Below are 21,393 nucleotides of genomic sequence, written 5' to 3'. Positions count from 1 at the left end.
AGGAAATGGCGTTTCTGGATTTTATAACATCGAACATTTTACGTAATCCACCTGTTCTTTTAGGCTTGATTGCAGCTATCGGACTAATTGTTCAAAAGAAAAATATAGCAGATATTATCAAAGGTTCATTGACAGCTGCGTTTGGTATGATCATTTTGAATACCGGTGTCGGATTAATTACAGGCACGATTTCACCGATTAACTCTGCTTTCCAAGAAGCAATCACAGGGAAAACAGCCGTTGCCAATACATTAAATGATACGACATTTACGGCCAGCTTCGGCGGGGATGTCGGTTTGGCGATGTTCTTTGGTCTCATTCTTCATTTGATTATTGCAAGATTTACAAAGGTGAAAACCATTTTTTTAACCGGTCATATGTTATGGTGGTTCCCGTTTATCTTTGTTGCTGCAGGTGTTGAAGCGGGACTTTCCGGTTTTGGACTCATCATCTTTGGTGCGGTCTTTTCAGCTTTGTATTGGTCATTTATGCCTTGGATTATGCGGAAATTTATTTGGGATGTAACGGGGGATCAATCATTTTTAATCGGTCATCCTACCGGAATGTTAAGTATTATTTCCGGATTAGTTGCGAGAAAATTTGGCAATAAACAACATTCTACGGAGGATTTGAAAGTACCGAAAAGCCTGTCTTTCTTTAGAGAAATTTCAGTAACCGGGGCAACAGTTATTTTTATCATGTATATTATCGTAGCCATTATTGTTCCGTCTCTTGTTGGGAAAGGTGAAAATTTACTGTTTTTGTCACTTAATCAGGGGTTAACATTTGGGGCAGGTTTACTCGTTATGTTATACGGAGTCCGGTTTTTAATTAATCAAATCGTTCCGGCATTCCAAGGGATTTCGGAAAAACTCATTCCCGGTTCTGTTCCTGCATTTGATGTGCCGATACTCTTTAATTATCGTCCAAATGCGGTGATTATCGGTTTTCTTGTTGCAATGACAACTTCGACAATCATGATTATTATCGCCAATTCCTTTAATATTTTTGGCGTGATCCTTATTCCGCTTGTTATTACTTCCTTCTTTGAAATGGGGGGAGCTGCCGTTGTCGGTGAAGGTCAAGGCGGATTAAAAGGTTCAATCATCGGAACAATCGTATCGGCAATTGTTATGGTTCTAATCATGGGCATCTCCGTTGTTGTATACAATAATACCATTCAAAACTGGATGTTAATCTTTGGCGGAAATGACTTTTCCATCTTTGGTTCCATAGCAAAATGGATTGGCAGTTTATTTTCGGGTCTGTTTTGATCTATGGTTCAATAGCTAAATGAACTGGGTCTGTTAGTTAACTTATTCCATCTTTGGTTTAAAAATAAAAAGGATTAGCAAGCAGCATATTTTTGTGTCTATTTTGATTAAGTTTGGGAACCAATTCAATTTTGTTCAATCAAAATCTACAATGTTATAGGAGTGCTTATCATGTACCAATATTTTGATAGGGTCCGAGCAATACTTGATACCGTTGAAAGGGAAGAAAAGAAAAATATCGACGCAACTGTGTCTGTTATGGTCAATGCGATTATGAATAAAAAATCCCTATTTGCATTTGGGGCCAGCCATGCAGGAATTTTAACGCAGGAGTTATTTTATCGTGCAGGCGGATTACTAAACCTAAATCCGATTTTCGGTCGCGAAATTATGCTGGATACAGAACCAATTAGCCATACAAGTCATATGGAGCGATTAGTTGGTTATGGAAAACTGTTGGCAGATAAGACCCCGTTCTCTGATGGGGATGTACTCATATTGCATTCTGTTTCAGGACGCAATCCTGTAACAATTGAAATGGCAATGGAAGCACAAAAACGTGGCGTTACAACCATTTCCATTACCAATCTAAAATATTCTAAGTCGGTGAGTTCACGGCATCCGTCCGGCAAAAACTTGTACCACTTTAGTGATATCGTTATTGATAATCACGGTGATATTGGCGATGCTACTTGTGACATTGAGGGACTTGAGCAAAAAGTATCCCCGTCGTCTACAGTTGTGGGGGCAACGATTGTGAATACCATTGTTGCGGAAACGGTTCGACAATTAGTTGAGAAAGGGATGAAACACCCACCAATCTTTTACAGCGCAAATTTAGACGGTGGAGATGAACTTAACCGTAAATTATATGAAGAATACAAAGATACCATTTTTTACCGGTATTAATTAAATATTCAAGATAATCGTCAGTGGATATTCTCTATTCCATTATTAGCAAGAGCATAAGATGTGAAAAGATAGTTTAAGAACAACTAGGCTGATATTTAAATGGCAAAAACATAAATGGGCAATCGGAATCATTTACTTTGTTGTAATATATTAAAATTCCCGTAAGTAATGAACAAAGAAATTGCTAAAAAGTGGATTTTTACTCGTAAAGGAAAACTTTGAGACTAGCATTTGTTATAAGGCAATGAATCATAAACAGGATAAGCCAACATGAAGACTGACAGTACCTTTTATACGTAGGATTATTTTTTTTAGGAAAAGAACCTATATATAAAGAACATTAATTGAGTTTAAAATAAAGACCAAGAATGTCCTCATTACAACGTTCTTGGTCTTTACATATTTCATGTATCAGGCCTTAAAACCATTTAAAAAAATCCAAACCCTTCATTGACTCCATAAAATTTTAAACTTTACTCCACCTTTTATATTTAAAAGAAGAGGACGGTCTTCTTCAATAATTCTGCCGACAACATTTACTTTTTCATCAGCGGGTAAGTCCTTTTTCGTAATTTGGATTTCTCCTTGATAGCGACCATATCGACAATTATCAATGGTAATTGATCCCAGTGAACGTTCAATCGTGTTACTTGCCGCAATTTCCGTTGTACCCGGTGAGGCCATTAATCGAGATTCAGCAGAACGGATAACATCTCTTGCTGCATCTACTCGGTTTGTTTGTACAGAACTAAAGCGTGCAAGTAACTCTTCATCTTTCATATAACTTTCTGCCCGTAGTAAAATTACCCCGTCCACAAAACAGGCTCTAAACTGTTCATAAGAAGCTTTACTAATCGAAGGGTCACCGATAATGATTTTATCGACACCGGGCGCCTGTTTTAAATCAAGATAAGATGCAAAAGTTGTTAGATTTCGGTGTGCTTCTAATGTAGGCAGACCTTGAAACAATGGACCGCGGCGCTTGCCGTCTCCCGGAATAAAGGCCATGACACGGATCCCCTCATATGACAGCCATTGATTTTTTAAGGAAAAGTCCACGATATCTAAGGCGGTCTCCGGGCGTGGATAATAGTTATGCCAAGCTTCTACGGATGAAACTTGAAGTCCGTGCTTTTTCAGTTTTGCTAAGCTGTCCTCCGTTAACGTACTTGCATTTAAAGCAATCTTCATTTTGTTTGACAGCTTTGCGATTACCTCTTCGGAAATACCATAATCTACACGGATCCCAGTTAACCCCCAGTCAGTTAATTGGTTAGCATTCTCCCAATTGAAACCTAAATATTGAAGGGATTTAGGTGAGACATCTGCAAAAAGCTCCATGTCAAACTTCTTGGCTAACGTTCCCAAATGTTTCAGACGGTCCCGATATAGGCTATGGTCATCTTCCGGTATATGAAGGGAGGTAAATATGCTTTTGCAACCAATCTTGTCCATTTTTTCGATATAAACTTCCAATTCACTGGGGGACTGATTGGATAAATACACAGATATTCCAAACATCATGATCTCCTTTCTTAAAAACAGGTATTTAAATAAACTCTACTATAAAAAAGAAGGGAGGAAAACATTCCTCCTTCAAATGAACCTTAGAAAGTATCATCCATTTCTTTTTTATATCCAAAGAAATAAGTGAATAAGAATCCGGCAGTGTATGTGATTAAAAGACCCAAGAAGTAAATAAGATACTTATTATCAACAATAAGTGGGATTAAAGTTAACCCGGATACACCGACACTACTTGCTGCTGTATGCATAACGGCTTGGAACGCTCCGCCAACTGCAGCACCTAAACAAGCGGTAACAAATGGACGGCCAAGCGGCAATGTAACACCGTATAATAAAGGTTCGCCGATTCCCAAGAAGCCTACAGGAAGACCGCCTTTAATTACGTTTTTAATGCGTTTATTTTTTGTTTTTACATAAATAGCGATGGAAGCACCAACTTGACCGGCTCCAGCCATTGCTAAAATTGGAAGTAAGGCAGTAGCACCAACTGTATTAATTAATTCCATATGGATTGGTGTAAGCCCATGGTGGAGACCAAGCATGACTAGTGGTAAGAAGAACCCAGCTAATAGGCCACCGGCAACGACTCCTCCAATATCTAAAATGTAGTTAATTCCTTGTGTTATTCCATCAGAAAGAAATCCTGCGAGTGGTTGAACAATTGCAATTGTTAATAAACCTACAGTTAAAACGGTTAATAATGGCGTGAAGATAATGTCAACCGCATTCGGGATGAACTTTCTGAATTTCTTTTCAAAAAAGACCATTAACCATGCTGCAAACATGGCACCGAACAGTCCACCACGTCCGGGCATTAAAGGTTCACCAAATAATGTGATTTCTGCTAAACCCGGGTTCATTGTAATAATCCCGGCGATGGCGCCTAATACCGGTGTACCACCGAATTCTTTTGCCGTGTTCCAACCGACGACAATGGCAAGATAACCGAAAATACTCCCGCCTATAACAGTAAGAATTTGTACCCAAGTTAATGTTGGATCAACTCCGGAGTTTTTAGCAAGACCAACGATTCCGTTAATAATACCGGAAGCAACCAACCCCGGGATGAGCGGGATAAAAATACTTCCAATCTTCCGCAATAAGTTTTTCACCGGCGTATTATTTTTCTTTTTCAGATCATCTTTCTTTAATTTTATAAGATCATCATTATTCTCATCGATGGCTTCACCCATTTTTATTCCTGTTATTTGTGTGATGTGTTCGGCGACTTTATTCACTGTACCAGGACCGACGACAATTTGCAGTGTGTCATCTTCAATGACACCCATGACGCCATCAACTTCTTTTAATTGTTTCATGTTAACTTTGGAGTCATCTTTTATGTCTAAACGAACTCTTGTCATACAGTGGGTGAAGGATCTAATGTTTTCTCCACCGCCAATGTGATTCAAAATATCTCTTGCCAGTCTCTCTTCCTTTTTCATACTTTCCCCTCCAAACTATAATGTGTTTCTAATAAAGCCTTGTGCATCTTCTAATTTAAGCTTGGCATCATCATAGGAGCAGTTGAGTAAAATCATAACAATAGCTACTTTTACTTGATGGTTTGCCTTTTCAAAATAAGTTTCCGCCGTCCCGTAGTCGACTCCGGTTGCTTCCATGATAATTTTTTTCGAACGTTCAATCAGTTTTTTGTTTGTCGGTTGAACATCGACCATTAAGTTTTCATATACTTTTCCAATTTTGATCATGGAAGTGGTGGAAATCATATTAAGAACAAGCTTCTGTGCAGTTCCGGCTTTTAATCTTGTTGAACCTGTGATGATTTCTGGTCCTGTAACTACTTCAATGGCAACATCAGCTATTTCTCCAATTTTGGAGTTTGCATTATTGCTAATACTTGCTGTTTTGGCACCGATTTCCTTGGCGTATTTCAGTGCCCCGATCACATAAGGGGTTCTTCCACTGGCCGCAATCCCGATAACAACGTCTTTATTTGTTAAGGAAACTTTCTTTAGGTCCTCACCTCCCGCCTGTTCATTGTCTTCTGCACCTTCAACCGCATCCGTAACCGCTTTCAATCCACCGGCAATAATACCTTGAACTAAGTTTTTGTCAACTCCAAAAGTAGGCGGACATTCTGAGGCATCTAATATTCCTAAGCGTCCACTCGTTCCTGCACCGGCATAAATGAGTCTGCCGCCGTTTTGGAAAGCTTGCACAACATAATTAACAACAATTTCAATTTTATCAAGCACTTCACGAATTGCTAAAGGAATTGTGGCGTCTTCACGATTCATTAATTCTAATATTTCTCTAATCGATTTTTGATCTAAATCTAATGAATTTGGGTTTCTTAATTCTGTCGTTAACTTTTCTAGCATTCTGTCACCCACTTTATTAAAATTTATTTCACACTTTTATTATATATTATAGAAATTAAAAGTCAATTATATTTATATATTTTATGAAATTAAATTTCAAATATAAGAATATTTTTATGAGGAGATAAGCCAAGTTGGATTATCTCCTTAAGCGAATGACTTCATTTCTAGCTTTGTGATATTTGTCAATTACTTTTTCGCCCTTTGAATGAAAAATGCTTAAATAAAGGGAGTCAATAATTGTTAACTGTGTCATTCTAGAAGGGATGCTGCCAATTCGGAAATCTTGTTCAACGACCGGTGTGCATAATCGAATATCGGCTTCTTTATAAAGCGGGGATTTATCTATATTGGTAATAGCAATGACGGTTGCTCCCTGCGATTTGGCAAAACGTGACAACTCCAATACATCCTTAGTTTTCCCTGACATACTAATGGCAAAAAAAACAGATTTCTCGGTCAAATAAGGGATAGCTGAAAGGAGAAAGTGAAAATCATGATTCGTCGTACATTGGTAACCTAACTTAGTAAATTTATAATATCCATCTATGGCGGCTGTTGAGCTCCCTCCGACACCATAAAACATAAGTTTATCCGCGTGACTTAAAATATCTACGGCCTTCTCAAATTCTTTTCGATCTAACGATGCGGGCGTCCCTTCAATCGCAGCTTTATTGACATATGTTACTTTTTGAAAAAGATCGTATGGTTCGTCTCTCTTTTGTAAAATATCAAAATCAGTTAAATTCATTCCGGTTAATGTTATATCTTTCACCAGCTCCAGTTTAAAGGATTTAAAACTGCCAATCCCAATAGATTTACAAAAGCGAACGATACTTGATTCACTCACACCGCTATTTTTTGATAAATCTTTCGTCGTCATATTGGGAACAAGCTCCGGGTGTTCTAATATATATTCGCCGATTTTTCTTTCCGCTTCCGATAGTCTGTTTAAATTTTGTTCAATACGGGATAGTAAAGAACTCATTCGTTCCACCTCATCAAATTGAAATTATATGTCGTGGTTCTTTGGTAATTACAAATTGATTATAAACGTTTTCCGGAAAACATACACGTTTTTTTATATGTAAGAGGTTAATTGAGGTAGGGTGAGTCTCTTTGCCAAAGTCTGACAGTTAATTCAATAGTAAAAAGAAATAGTTCAACAATAGTATCCTAATATTCGGCAGAAAAAGAGAGAAGATTAATAAACTAACCGTAAATCAATAATTACTTACAAAGCGTCACCAATGAAAAAACTCCAGACAGATGTGCTGCCTGGAGTACTGTTTATGCAATCAATAAATCATTTCTCCCCGCTTAACTCTACTAAAATTTTAGCTTGGGATTTGTCAGTTGTTAGTGCTTCGAAGCCTTTTGACACGATGTCATCAAGTTGGATGACGCTTGTGACGATGCCTTGTGGTTTCAATTGACCTGTCCCCATTAAGTCAACGGTTTGTTGGAAAGTCGTTGGGGTATAGGCAATAGCTGATGTAATTTTTACACCGGTATTTGTTAATTGCAATGGATGCCATTCAATCGGGCGGGCAAAAATGGAAACAATAACCATAGTACCTCGTGCTTTTGTTGAATCAATCGCTTGTTTGAATGTTGGTGCGACACCGGCTACTTCAAATGATACATCAACGCCATCGGGAACAACTGCTTTAATGGCCTCAACCGGGTTTTGTTGACCGGAATTAATAATATGGGTTGCGCCCAGTTCTTTTGCTTTGGCCAGTCGTGTTTCCGACAAGTCCATCACGAAAATTTTGCTTGCCCCGGCTGCTTTTGCGGCAATTACTGTCAATAAACCGATTGGACCTGCTCCGTAAATCGCAACTGTATCACCAAATTTCATATTCCCTTCTTTTACGGCTTGAACGGCTACTGCTGTTGGTTCAACGAGAGCACCGTCTTGTAACGTTAATGTTTCCGGTAACGCATAAACATTCGATTCTGGAACATTAACATATTTTGCAAATCCGCCGTCTCCATGTAATCCAATAAAACTGAATCCGTCATAAACATCTAGGTCTTCCGGTTTGTTTCCATAGGTTAATGTCGGGTTGATAACAACACGATCACCAACTTTATATTTGGTTACATTTGCACCAACTTCTTCAACAACACCGGCAAACTCATGCCCCATAGTGATTGGCGCTTTTTCACCCGTTAAAGCGTCTTCCTTTTCAACCGGAACAAATACCGGTCCTGCTTCATATTCGTGTAAGTCGCTTCCGCAAATACCTGCCCATGCCACGCGAACTTTTACTTGATTGTCTTTTACAGGTTTTTCCGCAACTTCTTCAATCCGTATGTCCTTTTTACCATACCAAACGGCTGCTTTCATTATGTATACCCCCATTATTTGATTTAAAAAGTTTATAGTTAGACACGTTTAAAACGAACTATACTACTATAACAATTTAATAATATATCCAAAAAATGAATTTCGCAAATAATTTATCCTGAATTATTCACAGAAATTCAGAAACTTATTATAACTTATGGATTACCAAGCCTTTTCGGCTTTATTGTAATTCATTAAAAAAATGAAAAAAGAATCCATTTCTGTTAAAGTTAAAGTAACCAAAACAAAAACCAAACAGAAAGGACTCTTTATATGGTTACTTTAACGCAAAAAACACTTGATTTCAATCATAAAATTAAATTGTCAAATGATGGAGGTTCTCTTTCCTCCGATACAGGTGAGTTTCTTTTTAGAGAATTCGATGAAAAAATTGGTTTTTCAAAGACTTTAGTTAAGTACTTGAGACTTAACGATTCAAGGAAATATTATCTTCATTCAAATGAAAACTTGTTACGTCAAAAAGTCTATCAAATCATTGCCGGGTATGCGGAAGATGATGCGGCTGATCAGTTGACTCATGATCCTGTGTTTAAGGAAATCATTGAAACTCCAACACTTGCTTCCCAGCCCAGTTTGTCTCGCTTTTATACACGATTTGATAAAGATTCAATTGAACAATTAAATCTGGCTAACCAAGAAATGCTTGATAAGATTCATTGTTTTCGACAATCGAAAGAGTTATTTATCGACTTGGATTCGACTCATTCGGATACATATGGGGACCAAGAATCTTCGTCATATAATACTCATTATGGCACGATGGGTTTTCATCCATTAGTCGCCTTTGATGGTGCGACTGGTGACTTTTTGAAAGCACAACTTCGTCCCGGAAATGTTTATACATCAAATGGTGTGGTGGAATTTATTCGGCCTCTCATTAAACATTATAACGAAATGTTTCCGGAAACTACCCTGTTTCTTCGTGGAGATAGCGGGTTTGCTGTTCCGGGATTATACGATCTGTGTGAAGAAGAATCTGTTTTGTATATTATTCGGTTGAAATCGAATTCACAACTACAAAGTTTAGCGAAGGAATACCATCCTTCTTCCGCACCTTTAGATGTTTCCAAGACGGAAACCTATTATGAAGAAACGATTTACCAAGCAAAATCATGGTCAAAACCAAGAAGGGTGATTATTCAATCGGTACGTCCTGCAGGTGAGCTGTTCTTTACCCATTCCTTTTTTGTTACTAACTTTGAATTAGCTTTTCCTCAAGATATCGTCCGAGCTTATCAAAAAAGAGGGACGATGGAAAACTATATCAAAGAAGCAAAAAATGGGTTTTACTTTGATCATATGAATAGCCACGCTTTTCTAGTGAACGAAGTAAAAATGATGTTAACACTTCTTGCATATAATTTGACCAATTGGTTACGAACTCTTTGTTTTCCGGAAGGTCAAAAAACTATGCAAATTGATACGATACGTACTCGGTTAATTAAAGCGGCAAGTAAAGTCGTGAAATCAGGCAGATCATTTTACTTCAAACACATCCGAGTTTTGTGTATCAAAATTTCTTTTGGGATGTACTGAATCGAATTCAAAAGCTACAATTGGAATGACCAATAGAATACTTCTCATAACTGAAAAAAATAAATTTTTCAGTCAAGGGGCAAGTATGCCCAAAATACCAGAGTTGTTCTATTGAAAATTCAGTTATTTTATGAATTGGCTACGGTTCTTAATTAAATACCGTTATGTTCAACTAATTTAACAAATTTTATCAAATGGGATTTGTAGCTATGAATATTTCAGGTTTATATTTTTTTCATATAAAAAAGCATGTGCAACTTTCTGTATAAGTGCAACATGCTTGAAAATTAGTCGATTTTAGCTAGCATTTTTATCAATTATCTTGTTATCTATTTCAGAAGCGGCTGACATTCGGAACCATGAGAAAGCAAGAATGACAAAAAGAATAAAGCCCATATAACCGATGATGGGATAAAACAGGGAGACAAGATCCGTAAAACCGGCAAAACTTAGTCCGAGTGCCGCAATTCCTAAAAAATTGACGATCCACTTAAATTTTGTCGACCCGATGTCCGCAAAGCGAGCCCCCAATGAGTAGAATAAACTGACGGCCGTATTGAAAATCATCCCATATAAAATAATCGAATAAACTATACCAAGAATCGGAGAAAGATCATCGGCAATTTTTAACAACGGCATATCCACCTGGCCGACTACATTTATTTTGGAAAAGATTGTAAAATAACTCATGATAATTAAGAATCCAATTCCTAAACCGCCGACAAGACCACCCAGTGTGGCAGTTTTCTCATTCCCTTCATCACCACCCATAACAATGGTCATCGAGGCTCCGAGAACAATATTCATCGAAACATAGTTTAGAGTGGAAATAAGCCAGTTCGAGACAGCCGGTTTTTGTGTCATGGATAATTCATGTAGCTCCGAAAAACTTAAATCCTTCGTTACAAAGCTATAAATAGATAGAAAGATGACGGAAACGATTAAAAATGGTGTAATGCTCCCAATTACTTTTACGATTCGATCGACATTACTCATAACGGAAAGCATGATAAGAATAAGCATAAGGCCGCTTCCGACTATCGGCGTGAACCCAAATTGCTGATGGAGCGTTGACCCACTCCCGGCAATCATGACAACACCGAAACCGAATAAAGCGAAGATAAGAATGTAGTCGATTATTTTACCAAGAAATCTACCGCTGATTTGGTAAATAACATCACTATGTGAAGTGGCGTGCATTTTGCTTCCTAATCTTGTTAATGTCATTCCCATAAAAGAAAATAGAGCACTTGCAAGGATGGCAGCCACAATTCCCATATATCCAAAGCTGACAAAGTACTGTAATATCTCTTGACCGGAAGCAAAACCGGCACCAATGATAATCCCGATAAATGCACTGGCCATTTGTAAAACCTTTTTCATGTTATCCTCCAATTCCATGGTGTAGATATGAAAATCTTTATATCAAAAAAATTTTACTAATGACCATTATAGAACTAAATTTATTTTCTTACCATAATAAGTTTGGAATTGGAAATGAAATTAATTGGAAAAATGGGAAAAATTTTTTCAGCGACTTGGCAAATTAAACGAATAATCATCGCTTTTTTAAAAATTAGGGGAAGTCAGTCTCCCCTAAATATTGTTACCTGTTACCCGTGGCATCCAGTCAAAGGCAACGTTTAAAACAATTTAATCAATTCGTTTACTGCCAAAACAGCGAAAAGAATAATACTTATGGTCAGGATGAAATTAGAAATCAACCCATTACGATCTTCAGTTAGCGGAATATATTTTTTACTATTTAATAAATATAGCAATGTAATAGAGAGAAATGGCATAAATAATGCACCTAAGGCCCCGTAGGCAATAATTAACCCAACCGGCTTTCCGATAAAGTGAAGTAACATTGGCGGAAAGGTTAACCATAGTACATAGAACCGGTAAGCTTTCGTCTCACTTAATTTTTCTTTTGGGATCGTTTGTTTTTTAACAATCCGAATAAAATCCGCAAATAAATAGGAAACCCCATTCCATACACCTAATAGCGAAGTAAAGGATGCCGACCAAAAGCCAAGCAAAAACATCCACCGAAAAGTCGGATTCAATTCATTACCTAAAATGGATGCGAAAGAAACAAGTCCTTGCTCTCCGCTAATGGTAGTATCTGTTCCATAAAGTAAAGCAGCACCAAGAATAAGTAATGAAATGGTAAAAATAGCGGTAACAATATAGGCGATGGCTGAGTCGAATCGGACGGCTTTGATAAAGGAAGGACCGTCCCATTTATTTTCTTGCAGCCAATAGCCGTATGAAGCCATCGTAATTGAACCGCCGACACCGCCGATTAAACCTAATGCGTAAATCAGTGAGCCTTCAGGTAAAGTTGGTATGGCCGTGTCGATGATGTCAGCTAAATCAGGAAGAACGACAATCGCTGAGCCGACAACGGTGATAAACATTAAACCAACCAACCAGTTCATCACATGTTCAAATGTCCTAAATTTCCCCCACCAAATGAGGATGAACCCAACAAGAGAGCTAATGATGGCCCAAACCCATAATGGAAGGAACGGAAATAATGCGGCTAGAGCAAGTGCGCAAGAAGAAGAAGCGGCTGCACCGTAAACAAATCCCCAAATAATCGTATAAATACCAAAGTATCCGGTAGCCCACTTTCCTAGAGCATGCCAGCCATCCAAAATGGTTTTTCCCGTAATTAAATGCCAACGACCCACGCCCTCATTTAAGGCAAATTTAATAAACGCCCCGAGGACAATCGCCCATAGAAAAACTAATCCATAGTTGGACCCGGCAACAAGAGCAGCGACAAGATCCCCGGCTCCGACTCCGGTAGCCGCAACAAGAAGGCCCGGTCCGATAATTGACCACTTTTTGGAAGCGTTTGAGTTTTTATAACCAGGCGGAATAGTGAGATTACTCATTTTTTACCCTCCCCGATAAAAGTTAGATACTTATACATATTTCATCGAGTGGACAGTTATGCAGGAATCCTTTAAAGCGGTTGCTTAATGAGTTTATTCGTAATTTATGTGCCCCAAATCTCACTTTTTTATCCAAAAAGGTTGCTGAGAGGTTTTAAATGAATAATTGTCCAAAAGAAATAGTATGGTGAGTTCGGGTTACCCGGGTAAATGATGTCTTCAATAAATGGATGACTTTTTAAATAGTTTGCGAGTTTCCTTGTATTTTCAACATGGCGATCCATTCGGACATGAAGTGTTTTTAATCCGCATAAAAGTAACCATGCATCGAATGGAGCGATAATGCCGCCGATATCCTTTTGAGTAGTCATCCTAATTTTTTGCATATCTTCTTTATTTTTTCCAACGAGAATACCTGCAATCACATCCCCGTGTCCGCTAATATATTTCGTTGCACTATGGATGACATAATCAGCCCCAAGCTCAAGCGGGTTTTGCAAATATGGTGAGCAAAAAGTATTATCGACAACAACGGGAATTCCGTATTTTTTCGCAACGTCAGTAACAAGCCTAATATCGATTAGTTCCATTGTTGGATTTATCGGCGTTTCAATGTAGATACAGCAGGTTTGGTCATGGATGGCTGCCTCAATTTCTTCGGCTGTCTGCATGGGATTGAATGTATGTATGACACCGAATTTTTTATGAAGCAGGCCAATCAGTCCGAACGTGCATCCATAAACCCCGCGCGAACATAAAATATGACTGCCGGAATAAACGAAATGGAATAGAACAGCCGATACCGCAGCCATTCCCGACCCAAATGCGAGAGCGGCTTCACCCTTTTCCAATGCCGCCATCCGTTCCTCTAATACACGGACTGTCGGATTACCAAGCCGAGAATAGATGAATCCTTCTTCCTCACCGGTGAATCGCTTTTCTCCTTGTTCGGCAGTGGAAAACGTGAAAGTTGAACTATGAAAAATCGGTGGATTCAAACTATCATGAAAATCCTGTGAAGAATACCCTTTATGGATGAGCATTGTCTCAAATCGCTTTTTCTTATTCATTGAGTCAGCTCCTTTAATAAAATGTAAACGATTACAATAATTAATATACGAAGCCCTAGAATGTTATGTGATAAAAAAATTTTACATGAAAGTTAAATGAAAATTTTCTGATTCATATTGACAACGAAAGGATTGAAAAATATAATAGGTTAAGGAACATATGTTTGTTTAGCTGGTATTTTATAACACTAGATGATTTAACTTACTGTAGAACTTATTAAAGATTAGTATTAATATAATGGAGGATGAGATGCTATGAATAGAAAAGAATTACAGGAACTTGCTGAAATTCGAATAAAAGAAGCAGAAATTCTCCTTAAAAGCGAGTGCTATGATGGTGCATATATATGGCAGGTTACAGCATTGAATGTGCACTGAAAGCATGGATTGCAAAAAGTACAAAAGAACATGATTTTCCCGATAAAAAGATTGCAGACAAAGTACACACCCATGATTTAGTAAGGTTATTAGGTGTTTTAGATGTGCAAGTTCCGGAAGAAATCAAATTTTACTGGTTTATTGTAAAAGATTGGTCGGAAAAGGCTCGGTATGAAAAGTATTCCATGGTAGAAGCATCAGATTTATTAGCGGCAATTAATGATCCAACTGAGGGGGTATTTAAATGGATAGAAGAACATTGGTAGAAAGCGATTTTACAAATGGCGCACTTTTGGTAGACCAATTAGAACAGAATGATTTTCCTGTTCACTCTGCTTTATGGTTATATGATCCTGACAATGAACGTTGGCGACTAATTATTTCTTCAATAAAATATGATCTGGCAGGTCCGCGAAAAGCTTATGAACATATTGATAAAGTAATAAGGAAAATTGAACAAACCGATCATGAATTTGATATCTCTTTAGAAAACATTACAGTTAAGCGGACGAATGATTCTTTTATAAAAGTCCTTGAAAAAATACAAATAGCACCTAATAAAAAAGGGACTAGATTCACAAGAAGGGCTCTAAATAATTTTTATATCGAGGATGCGTATATCTATAGAGTAGGTGCATAGGTCTATCAGATTATTGTTTTAGCCTAATGCTGAAAAGGCATTCTAAGTAAAACAACCCCTTTGGAAGTACGGGTTAAGGGGTTGTTTCCCATCATGCTGACTTATTTCCTTAATAAAGCCAAGCTTGCTTTATAAATAAGAACTACTGAAAATACTAAAATCGCTAAAATACCAATGAAATTTGTAAATGGGGTAAATGCTGCGAAAACGGTTCCAGAAAGCGGTACTTTAACTAAAGCAAAACCGGCAAGGATTGCAGCAAGAAACAAAAGTACAGGTCGATCCATTTTGTTCCCTCCCCTCACTGCTTTCCAATTATTATATGTACAAGGACCCAAAAATGTGTCAATCCTATAAGGGGAGATGAAAATTTTTACGTCAAAAAACATAGTAACTCATATATTTGACACCAAACTAAATTACCAATCACAGTCCTGTAACATTATCTATAAAGCTGGACTAAAGTTAAGTGTAAACGAATAAATTCCAAGATTCCATATAATTCACGTAAATTGTAATTTGAAATTCTTGTCAAAGTAGATAGGCTTAGTACATCGGGAATGTGTATATGAAAAGGCTCAGTTTTCGTTTGGTATCTGGCATCTTTATCATGGCTTTCACTATGGAATTTTAGTAGAATTTTTCCGTCTACAGCAAACCAATCGTAATAGTAACGATCAATTTGTTGATTTTTTGTTAGGACTCGCGAATTCTTAAATAAGATCCGTCTATCATTCTAATTGTCTTTCTTTGAATGAAGCCGGTGGATTTTTGGTATCCATCTCCATCAAGAATATCAATAATAATATCGCCGAACTCTGCTTGTATGATTGCAAAATTTGTTGGATTTAATTTCATAAAGACCCTAATCTGTGAAGAAGGTAGCCCCATATTTCAAGGTCCTCTTCTTCTTCCTCACTTTTATTTTCTTTATTCTTTAGGGCTTCATAAGAGGTTTGATATTTTTCTTCAAAGAACTTGACTTCCTTTTGAAGTAGAGTTTTCTCCTCTTTTTCTGTTATTTTATTTTTTTCTAGAGCATACTCCTCGGCGATTTGTTTAATGATTTTCTGCTGCCCGTTATTCGCAGTCCAAATAGAGGATTCAGGTATTTTTGCATGTTTATTTTTTCCATCACGCTCAACTTTTGAAAATCTGCCCTCTTTAATCCAGTTATTAATTGTTGTTTGGGATACACCAAAAATCCGAGCTAAGTCGCCTGTCTTGTATATAATCTCATCTTGCTGTTCATCAACAGAAATCGTTGCCATATATTTAATAATTTCAGTATAGATTGATTTTACAACACTAGGATCTGCTAAATCATTCTCGTTTATTTCGTTAATATTCAGAGGTATGGTGGTAGGTATTTTTCTCAGGGAATTAATAAGTAATTTAAGAACAACTGGACTTAAGCTTTCATTGTAAGCTACAAAGTTTTCTGCTAACTGATCAGCATTAGACAAAACCGCTTTCTTTTCAAAATACGTAATCATAAAACTCACCTCTCATACCTCTTATTTTAAATGATCATCCAGTAAACTGAAACTAAGTTGAAAGATAAAATAAACTCCCAAAGTCATGTAAATGAAAGGTCAACTATATTTATACTGAGAATATAGAAAACTATATATACATAGTTTTTATCTATACACCTTAATTCTAAACGTTGATTGTAATAACTTTGTAGATTATAATTTTTATGAAAAATCAATCATTTAGTTTGAATTGGATACTACTAATACTGAGGAGGATTGTTTATGGACAGAGACATGTTGCAGGAAAATGACAGCCGGTTTCGAGTTTCCTACTGGATGAAGCGTGAAGTTTTTTATATACATAAAAATATGATGGTAGAAGAAGTTGCTTGGTTAATGCATGATAAAGAGATTGACGTATTACCTGTTGTCGATGAACAACGTAAACCAATCGGGATAGTAACATTACGTTCGATTCTTAAGGATGTCTTATTTGAAAGAAAAAAGGATCCTGTTTGGTGCCGCATGGAGAGTCAGCCTGTTTCCGTAGTACATGAAGATGACTCTATTCTAGAAGTGTATCAAATAAATAGTCCATACTTCCTCGTTGTCAATAACGATGACACTTATATAGGATTTTTGACACATGCTGAACTACTAAAAGCACTCGGATCTTACTTGGAAGAATGGAGAGAAACAAGAAATACAGCAGAAATATTGAACATTATTCTCGATAGCGCCTATGAAGGTGTTGCTGTTGTTGATGAAAATGGCATCATTAAACAATTTAATGATGCCTATAGTCGCTTTACCGGAATTAAGAAAGGCGATGCGATTGGTCGACATGTAAAGGAAGTAATTGATAATACGAATTTACATAATACTGTAAAAACGGGAGTACCTGAGCGAGGGGTAATTCAGTATATTAATGGTCAGCCAATGGTGGTCAATCGAATTCCAATTTTTAAAAATGACAAAATTGTTGGTGCAATTGGTATGTTAATTTTTGAAGGGGTGACCGAACTATATCGTATTTATGAACGGTTTCAGGAAAAATCACTCCATCGTAAGGAAGAAAAACCTTATCTGGCTGATCATAATCAAAACGAGTATTCCATGAGTCAGATTATTGGTGAAAGCCAAGCAATAATGCAAGTAAAATATTTAGCAGAAAAAATTGCAAAAACTGAAGCAGGTGTCCTAATTACAGGGGAAAGCGGTACAGGAAAAGAAATGTTTGCTAGAAGCATCCATCAGCTAAGTTCATTTTCCTCAGGACCATTTATCAGTGTGAATTGCGGCGCGATTCCTGAGCAATTATTCGAATCGGAACTGTTTGGCTATGAGGAGGGAGCATTTACAGGTGCAAAAAAAGGTGGCAAGCCGGGGAAATTAGAATTAGCGCAAGACGGAACAATATTTTTAGATGAAATAGGTGAATTGCCATTATTGATGCAGTCGAAATTGTTGCGTGTCATCCAGGAAAGGGAGTATGAACGGGTTGGCGGTGTGAAGAAGTATAAGCTAAATGCCCGGATTATTGCTGCGACAAATCGGGACTTAAAAAAGATGGTAGAAACAGGTGATTTTCGTGAGGACCTATATTACCGAATTAATATCATTGAACTTCAAATACCGCCTTTAAGAGAGCGAACAAATGATATACCGCTTTTAATCAATTATTTTTTAAAAAAGACTTGTACGAAATATGGAATCTTAATGAAGAATATTACACCGGAAGCAATGCACGCTTTTCTTCATTATGAATGGTTTGGAAATATTAGAGAACTAGCTAATACAATTGAAAAACTTGTCATATTAACAGAAGGACCGACAATCGATGTAGTCCATTTACCGAAATATATGAAGGATAAAGAATTGCTTTCAATGGGTTACGCTCAAATCAACAAAAGTTCGATAATAGATGAGTCAAAACATTACAAAATGGAACGGGAAAAAGAAATGATTAGCGAAATGCTGATAAAAACCGGAGGAAATAAAACAAAGGCTGCAAAACTCCTCGGAATTCATCGGACGACTCTGTATCAGAAGCTAAAAAAATATGGATTGTCGTAAAAGTGTAGTAGAAAAACTACATTACTGCAACATTTTGTAGTATTTTTTCTACATATAATAAATTCAAAATATTTCTTTACAATTAGTTCGTTTGTAATTAAACGGATAGTTATCGAGTAAATTATATTTTTTAATAAAACATTCCCAAGTTGGCACACCTTTTGCATATTCAATAAAGTAAGAAAGGAGTGATGATTTTGGAAAATTTTTCTGTATTTCGAACACCTCAAACAATTGTTTATGGTCGTCATGCTTTGAATGAAGTAGCAAAAGAATCAGCATCGAGAGGAACAAAGGCGCTTGTAATAAGTGATCCTATCATGGAAAGTCTCGGCTATGTCAGCAATATCCGGAATGATTTATCGAAAGTCGGTGTAGAAAGTGCAATCTATCTCGGTGTGAAAACAGAACCAACAGATATTTATGTTGAAGAAGCTCTTAATCTATTAAAGAGTGAAAATTGTGATGTTATTATTTCGCTTGGGGGCGGGAGCTGTATTGATACAGCCAAAGCAGTCGCAGTTCTCGCAACGAATGGCGGATACATCGGGGATTATATGGGAGGAAAGACATTGGCAAGTCAAAACCCTGTCCCTCATATTGCTATTCCAACAACGGCCGGTACCGGTTCAGAGGTAACTGATGCAACAATCATAACAAATACAAAAAATAATGTAAAAATGATGATTAAACAACCTGTATTTATGCCTGATGTAGCAATCGTTGATCCAATGTTGACAATCTCCTCGCCAAAATCGGTAACGGCTGCAACCGGTGTAGATGCATTGAGTCATGCCATTGAGGCTTATATTTCAAGACGGGCTCATCCGATGACAGATAAATTGGCACTATCGGCAATGGAGTTGATTGTTGGCAATTTGCTAGCAGCTTATGAAGATGGAAATAATCTTGTGGCAAGAGAGGCAATGTCACTTGGTTCCTTGCAAGCAGGGATGGCTTTTTCCAATGCATCTGTTTGCTTAGTTCACGGGATGTCAAGACCAATCGGAGCTCTTTTCCATGTACCACATGGATTTTCGAATGCAATGCTTTTACCTGCTGTATTGGAGTTTAGTAAAGCGGAATGTATTGGTCGATTGGCTGATCTAGGAAGATATTACGATCCGCAAGCAGAAATAGTATCGAATGAAGAAGCGGCTGAAATTGCTGTATCATCAGTAAAAAAACTTTGCTTAGATTTAAACATCCCGAATTTAAAAGGATGGGGAATTGACCAGCAACAATTTGAAAGCGTTATCAGTAAAATGGCAGAAGATGCGCTAGCAAGCGGGAGTCCACAAAATAACCCTCGGATTCCAAGTAAAGAAGAAATTATGGAACTATATCTTTCGTGCTATACCTACGATTTTGCCAATCATCGTGTGAGTAAATTGAAATAAGATAGAAACGAGAGGGGAAGTTGGGATGGTTTTCATTGGTTTGCTTGGGTTGTTTGCTTCACTCGGTTTATTGGTTTATTTGACAATGAAGGGTATTAATATCATTATTGGAGCCATTATTTGTTCCATTGTTTTAGCAATTTTTGACGGTTTGAGCTTAGAGGTAGCACTTATGGACGATTATATGACTGGTTTTGTTAATTATTTTTCTTCTTGGTTTTTTGTCTTTTTACTAGGTGCTATTTTTGGAAAGTTTATGCAGGAAACAAAGTCTGCCGATAGTATAGCGGCATGGATCAGTCGTCGTTTTGGGGCTAAGCGTGCTGTTTTTGCTGTCGTTGCAGCGGCAGCAATTATGACTTATGGTGGGGTCAGTTTATTTGTCGTCGGTTTTGCCGTTTATCCAATTGCGGTATCTTTATTTCGGGAAGCCAACTTGCCGCACCGATTTATTCCACCGGCGCTTGTATTCGGATCGATTTCTTTTACAATGACTTCACCTGGTTCACCGGAAATTCAAAATATTATTCCAACCGAGTTTTTTGGTACAACACCGACGGCAGGGGGATGGATTGGTGTACTTTGTGCGCTAATTATTATGGTTGCAGGTGGATTATGGCTCGGTTCCATGGTGAATAAAGCATCACAAAATGGGGAAGTGTTTTCACTTCCGAGAGAGTCACCATTAAAAGGATTGGAAGAAACAGCAGCAACCGTTAGTAAAACACAAGGAGAGAAAAAAGATGAAGGGCTTCCGAATATTATCATAGCAATTTTACCACTTGCTCTTGTCATCGTTTTACTGAATGTACTTGGCCAGTTTATGAATCCGACGATTGCATTATTAATTGCGTTAACAGTCGGGATAATTGATGCGTGTGTCACGATGCATAAATTTTTACGTGAATTTTGGCAGTCACTTGCTGTCGGTGCTCAAAATTCACTTGTTGCTCTGGCCAATACTTGTGCTGTTGTTGGTTTTGGAAGTGTAGCAGCAGCGGTACCAGCTTTCGATATTCTTGTTGATAGTCTAGTTAATATGCCTGGACCACCACTACTCGGCTTGGCTGTGGGGGTAACATTGATTTGTGGTATTACCGGCTCAGCATCCGGTGGTTTAGGGATTGCGTTGCCGATTTTAGCACCGATTTATATGAGTCAAGGGTTAGATCCGGGCGCAATGCATCGTATTTCTGCTTTAGCATCCGGCGGTCTTGATTCACTCCCGCACAATGGTTATGTCGTAACAACGATTCGGGCCATTTGTGGTGAAGAGCATAAACGGTCATACAAACCAATCTTTATGTTGAGTGTAGTATTACCGACAATTGTTCTGTCCCTTGCCGTTATCTTATATTCAGTCTTTTAAGTTATAAATATGATAGCAACCAAAAAGATTTTATAACCACTTTGTAGCTAAATATAGCTATGGCAGAGTATCTGTACTATGATACTAGTTTTTAGAAGAGTATGG

The 21,393-nt window shown here is 37.5% G+C and carries 20 protein-coding genes and 1 pseudogene; 9 read left to right on the top strand and 12 right to left on the bottom strand.

Annotated elements, in window-relative coordinates; all coding sequences use genetic code 11:
- Window positions 1-5: 5 nt before the first annotated feature.
- The gene (locus NSQ14_RS16705) at window positions 6-1,274 is read left to right on the top strand and encodes a PTS ascorbate transporter subunit IIC (protein WP_227092662.1); all 1,269 of its coding nucleotides are present in this window, start codon (window positions 6-8) and stop codon (window positions 1,272-1,274) included.
- Window positions 1,275-1,445: 171 nt separating this feature from the next.
- Window positions 1,446-2,183 (top strand): SIS domain-containing protein, encoded by a 738-nt coding sequence (locus NSQ14_RS16700; RefSeq protein WP_343127041.1) that lies wholly within the window; start codon window positions 1,446-1,448, stop codon window positions 2,181-2,183.
- Between the two features lie 450 nt (window positions 2,184-2,633).
- Here NSQ14_RS16700 and NSQ14_RS16695 read toward each other — a convergent pair whose 3' ends face one another.
- The 5 genes from NSQ14_RS16695 to NSQ14_RS16675 form a co-directional block, all read right to left on the bottom strand.
- On the bottom strand, window positions 2,634-3,707 hold the full coding sequence (locus NSQ14_RS16695; RefSeq protein ID WP_041848411.1) for a DUF871 domain-containing protein: 1,074 nt from the start codon (window positions 3,705-3,707) through the stop codon (window positions 2,634-2,636).
- Between the two features lie 86 nt (window positions 3,708-3,793).
- Window positions 3,794-5,158, bottom strand: a complete 1,365-nt coding sequence (locus NSQ14_RS16690; protein WP_034772849.1) for a PTS transporter subunit EIIC — start codon at window positions 5,156-5,158, stop codon at window positions 3,794-3,796.
- Between the two features lie 15 nt (window positions 5,159-5,173).
- Window positions 5,174-6,058, bottom strand: a complete 885-nt coding sequence (murQ, locus tag NSQ14_RS16685; protein ID WP_328188622.1) for an N-acetylmuramic acid 6-phosphate etherase — start codon at window positions 6,056-6,058, stop codon at window positions 5,174-5,176.
- A gap of 139 nt (window positions 6,059-6,197) precedes the next feature.
- The gene (locus NSQ14_RS16680) at window positions 6,198-7,046 is read right to left on the bottom strand and encodes a MurR/RpiR family transcriptional regulator (protein ID WP_346216611.1); all 849 of its coding nucleotides are present in this window, start codon (window positions 7,044-7,046) and stop codon (window positions 6,198-6,200) included.
- A gap of 318 nt (window positions 7,047-7,364) precedes the next feature.
- Window positions 7,365-8,414, bottom strand: coding sequence for a 2,3-butanediol dehydrogenase (locus NSQ14_RS16675; protein ID WP_216408031.1), 1,050 nt, complete (start codon window positions 8,412-8,414; stop codon window positions 7,365-7,367).
- Between the two features lie 273 nt (window positions 8,415-8,687).
- Between NSQ14_RS16675 and NSQ14_RS16670 the strand changes: the two are divergent.
- Window positions 8,688-10,000 (top strand): annotated as a pseudogene (locus NSQ14_RS16670) (IS1380-like element ISBco1 family transposase).
- 268 nt (window positions 10,001-10,268) lie between these two features.
- Here the strand turns inward: NSQ14_RS16670 and NSQ14_RS16665 are convergent.
- The 3 genes from NSQ14_RS16665 to NSQ14_RS16655 all read right to left on the bottom strand — a co-directional run bounded on the left by NSQ14_RS16665 (window position 10,269) and on the right by NSQ14_RS16655 (window position 13,947).
- Window positions 10,269-11,354, bottom strand: a complete 1,086-nt coding sequence (locus NSQ14_RS16665; protein ID WP_041844792.1) for a YkvI family membrane protein — start codon at window positions 11,352-11,354, stop codon at window positions 10,269-10,271.
- Window positions 11,355-11,614: 260 nt separating this feature from the next.
- Window positions 11,615-12,877, bottom strand: coding sequence for an Nramp family divalent metal transporter (locus tag NSQ14_RS16660; protein WP_043988688.1), 1,263 nt, complete (start codon window positions 12,875-12,877; stop codon window positions 11,615-11,617).
- 128 nt (window positions 12,878-13,005) lie between these two features.
- Window positions 13,006-13,947: an aminotransferase class I/II-fold pyridoxal phosphate-dependent enzyme gene (locus tag NSQ14_RS16655; RefSeq protein WP_346216610.1), complete on the bottom strand. Its 942-nt coding sequence runs from the start codon at window positions 13,945-13,947 to the stop codon at window positions 13,006-13,008.
- 255 nt (window positions 13,948-14,202) lie between these two features.
- Between NSQ14_RS16655 and NSQ14_RS16650 the strand changes: the two genes are divergently transcribed.
- From NSQ14_RS16650 to NSQ14_RS16640, 3 genes are read left to right on the top strand one after another with little or no spacing between them, the layout of a single operon-like run.
- The gene (locus tag NSQ14_RS16650; RefSeq protein WP_268753997.1) at window positions 14,203-14,325 is read left to right on the top strand and encodes a hypothetical protein; all 123 of its coding nucleotides are present in this window, start codon (window positions 14,203-14,205) and stop codon (window positions 14,323-14,325) included.
- Window positions 14,295-14,591, top strand: coding sequence for a hypothetical protein (locus NSQ14_RS16645; RefSeq protein WP_051989175.1), 297 nt, complete (start codon window positions 14,295-14,297; stop codon window positions 14,589-14,591). The genes NSQ14_RS16650 and NSQ14_RS16645 overlap by 31 nt, the downstream gene beginning before the upstream one ends.
- On the top strand, window positions 14,570-14,965 hold the full coding sequence (locus NSQ14_RS16640) for a hypothetical protein (protein ID WP_034772811.1): 396 nt from the start codon (window positions 14,570-14,572) through the stop codon (window positions 14,963-14,965). Before NSQ14_RS16645 ends, NSQ14_RS16640 begins: the two co-directional genes overlap by 22 nt.
- 101 nt (window positions 14,966-15,066) lie before the next feature.
- Here NSQ14_RS16640 and NSQ14_RS16635 read toward each other — a convergent pair whose 3' ends face one another.
- The 4 genes from NSQ14_RS16635 to NSQ14_RS16625 all read right to left on the bottom strand — a co-directional run bounded on the left by NSQ14_RS16635 (window position 15,067) and on the right by NSQ14_RS16625 (window position 16,461).
- The gene (locus tag NSQ14_RS16635; protein ID WP_034772803.1) at window positions 15,067-15,252 is read right to left on the bottom strand and encodes a hypothetical protein; all 186 of its coding nucleotides are present in this window, start codon (window positions 15,250-15,252) and stop codon (window positions 15,067-15,069) included.
- A gap of 155 nt (window positions 15,253-15,407) precedes the next feature.
- Window positions 15,408-15,647, bottom strand: coding sequence for a toxin-antitoxin system TumE family protein (locus NSQ14_RS18930; RefSeq protein ID WP_428831597.1), 240 nt, complete (start codon window positions 15,645-15,647; stop codon window positions 15,408-15,410).
- Between the two features lie 14 nt (window positions 15,648-15,661).
- Window positions 15,662-15,823, bottom strand: coding sequence for a hypothetical protein (locus NSQ14_RS16630; RefSeq protein ID WP_251246403.1), 162 nt, complete (start codon window positions 15,821-15,823; stop codon window positions 15,662-15,664).
- A complete protein-coding gene (locus tag NSQ14_RS16625; RefSeq protein ID WP_346217130.1) occupies window positions 15,820-16,461 on the bottom strand; it encodes a helix-turn-helix domain-containing protein in 642 nt (213 codons plus the stop codon). The genes NSQ14_RS16630 and NSQ14_RS16625 overlap by 4 nt, the downstream gene beginning before the upstream one ends.
- Before the next feature lie 264 nt (window positions 16,462-16,725).
- Between NSQ14_RS16625 and NSQ14_RS16620 the strand changes: the two genes are divergently transcribed.
- The 3 genes from NSQ14_RS16620 to NSQ14_RS16610 all read left to right on the top strand — a co-directional run bounded on the left by NSQ14_RS16620 (window position 16,726) and on the right by NSQ14_RS16610 (window position 21,288).
- Window positions 16,726-18,519 (top strand): sigma 54-interacting transcriptional regulator, encoded by a 1,794-nt coding sequence (locus NSQ14_RS16620; protein ID WP_340499565.1) that lies wholly within the window; start codon window positions 16,726-16,728, stop codon window positions 18,517-18,519.
- A 197-nt stretch (window positions 18,520-18,716) separates the two neighbouring features.
- Window positions 18,717-19,919: an iron-containing alcohol dehydrogenase gene (locus tag NSQ14_RS16615; protein WP_034772796.1), complete on the top strand. Its 1,203-nt coding sequence runs from the start codon at window positions 18,717-18,719 to the stop codon at window positions 19,917-19,919.
- Between the two features lie 25 nt (window positions 19,920-19,944).
- A complete protein-coding gene (locus NSQ14_RS16610; RefSeq protein ID WP_034772794.1) occupies window positions 19,945-21,288 on the top strand; it encodes a GntP family permease in 1,344 nt (447 codons plus the stop codon).
- Window positions 21,289-21,393 lie beyond the last annotated feature (105 nt).

The organism is Caldifermentibacillus hisashii, from assembly GCF_039654145.1.
GTDB lineage: Bacteria > Bacillota > Bacilli > Bacillales > Caldibacillaceae > Caldifermentibacillus > Caldifermentibacillus hisashii.
Note: the sequence above shows the minus strand (reverse complement) of the source record. Positions and strands in the feature narration are given on the sequence as shown.

Bases quoted from the DNA above. Each gene is read 5' to 3' on its own strand.
- NSQ14_RS16695 (WP_041848411.1), bottom strand. From the start codon at position 3,707: ATGTTTGGAATATCTGTGTATTTATCCAATCAGTCCCCCAGTGAATTG.
- NSQ14_RS16630 (WP_251246403.1), bottom strand. From the start codon at position 15,823: ATGAAATTAAATCCAACAAATTTTGCAATCATACAAGCAGAGTTCGGC.
- murQ (WP_328188622.1), bottom strand. From the start codon at position 6,058: ATGCTAGAAAAGTTAACGACAGAATTAAGAAACCCAAATTCATTAGAT.
- NSQ14_RS16620 (WP_340499565.1), top strand. From the start codon at position 16,726: ATGGACAGAGACATGTTGCAGGAAAATGACAGCCGGTTTCGAGTTTCC.
- NSQ14_RS16665 (WP_041844792.1), bottom strand. From the start codon at position 11,354: ATGAAAAAGGTTTTACAAATGGCCAGTGCATTTATCGGGATTATCATT.
- NSQ14_RS16650 (WP_268753997.1), top strand. From the start codon at position 14,203: ATGAATAGAAAAGAATTACAGGAACTTGCTGAAATTCGAATAAAAGAA.
- NSQ14_RS16690 (WP_034772849.1), bottom strand. From the start codon at position 5,158: ATGAAAAAGGAAGAGAGACTGGCAAGAGATATTTTGAATCACATTGGC.
- NSQ14_RS16675 (WP_216408031.1), bottom strand. From the start codon at position 8,414: ATGAAAGCAGCCGTTTGGTATGGTAAAAAGGACATACGGATTGAAGAA.
- NSQ14_RS16610 (WP_034772794.1), top strand. From the start codon at position 19,945: ATGGTTTTCATTGGTTTGCTTGGGTTGTTTGCTTCACTCGGTTTATTG.
- NSQ14_RS16645 (WP_051989175.1), top strand. From the start codon at position 14,295: ATGGCAGGTTACAGCATTGAATGTGCACTGAAAGCATGGATTGCAAAA.
- NSQ14_RS16640 (WP_034772811.1), top strand. From the start codon at position 14,570: ATGGATAGAAGAACATTGGTAGAAAGCGATTTTACAAATGGCGCACTT.
- NSQ14_RS16655 (WP_346216610.1), bottom strand. From the start codon at position 13,947: ATGAATAAGAAAAAGCGATTTGAGACAATGCTCATCCATAAAGGGTAT.
- NSQ14_RS16680 (WP_346216611.1), bottom strand. From the start codon at position 7,046: ATGAGTTCTTTACTATCCCGTATTGAACAAAATTTAAACAGACTATCG.
- NSQ14_RS16635 (WP_034772803.1), bottom strand. From the start codon at position 15,252: ATGGATCGACCTGTACTTTTGTTTCTTGCTGCAATCCTTGCCGGTTTT.
- NSQ14_RS16700 (WP_343127041.1), top strand. From the start codon at position 1,446: ATGTACCAATATTTTGATAGGGTCCGAGCAATACTTGATACCGTTGAA.
- NSQ14_RS16705 (WP_227092662.1), top strand. From the start codon at position 6: ATGGCGTTTCTGGATTTTATAACATCGAACATTTTACGTAATCCACCT.
- NSQ14_RS16625 (WP_346217130.1), bottom strand. From the start codon at position 16,461: ATGATTACGTATTTTGAAAAGAAAGCGGTTTTGTCTAATGCTGATCAG.
- NSQ14_RS16660 (WP_043988688.1), bottom strand. From the start codon at position 12,877: ATGAGTAATCTCACTATTCCGCCTGGTTATAAAAACTCAAACGCTTCC.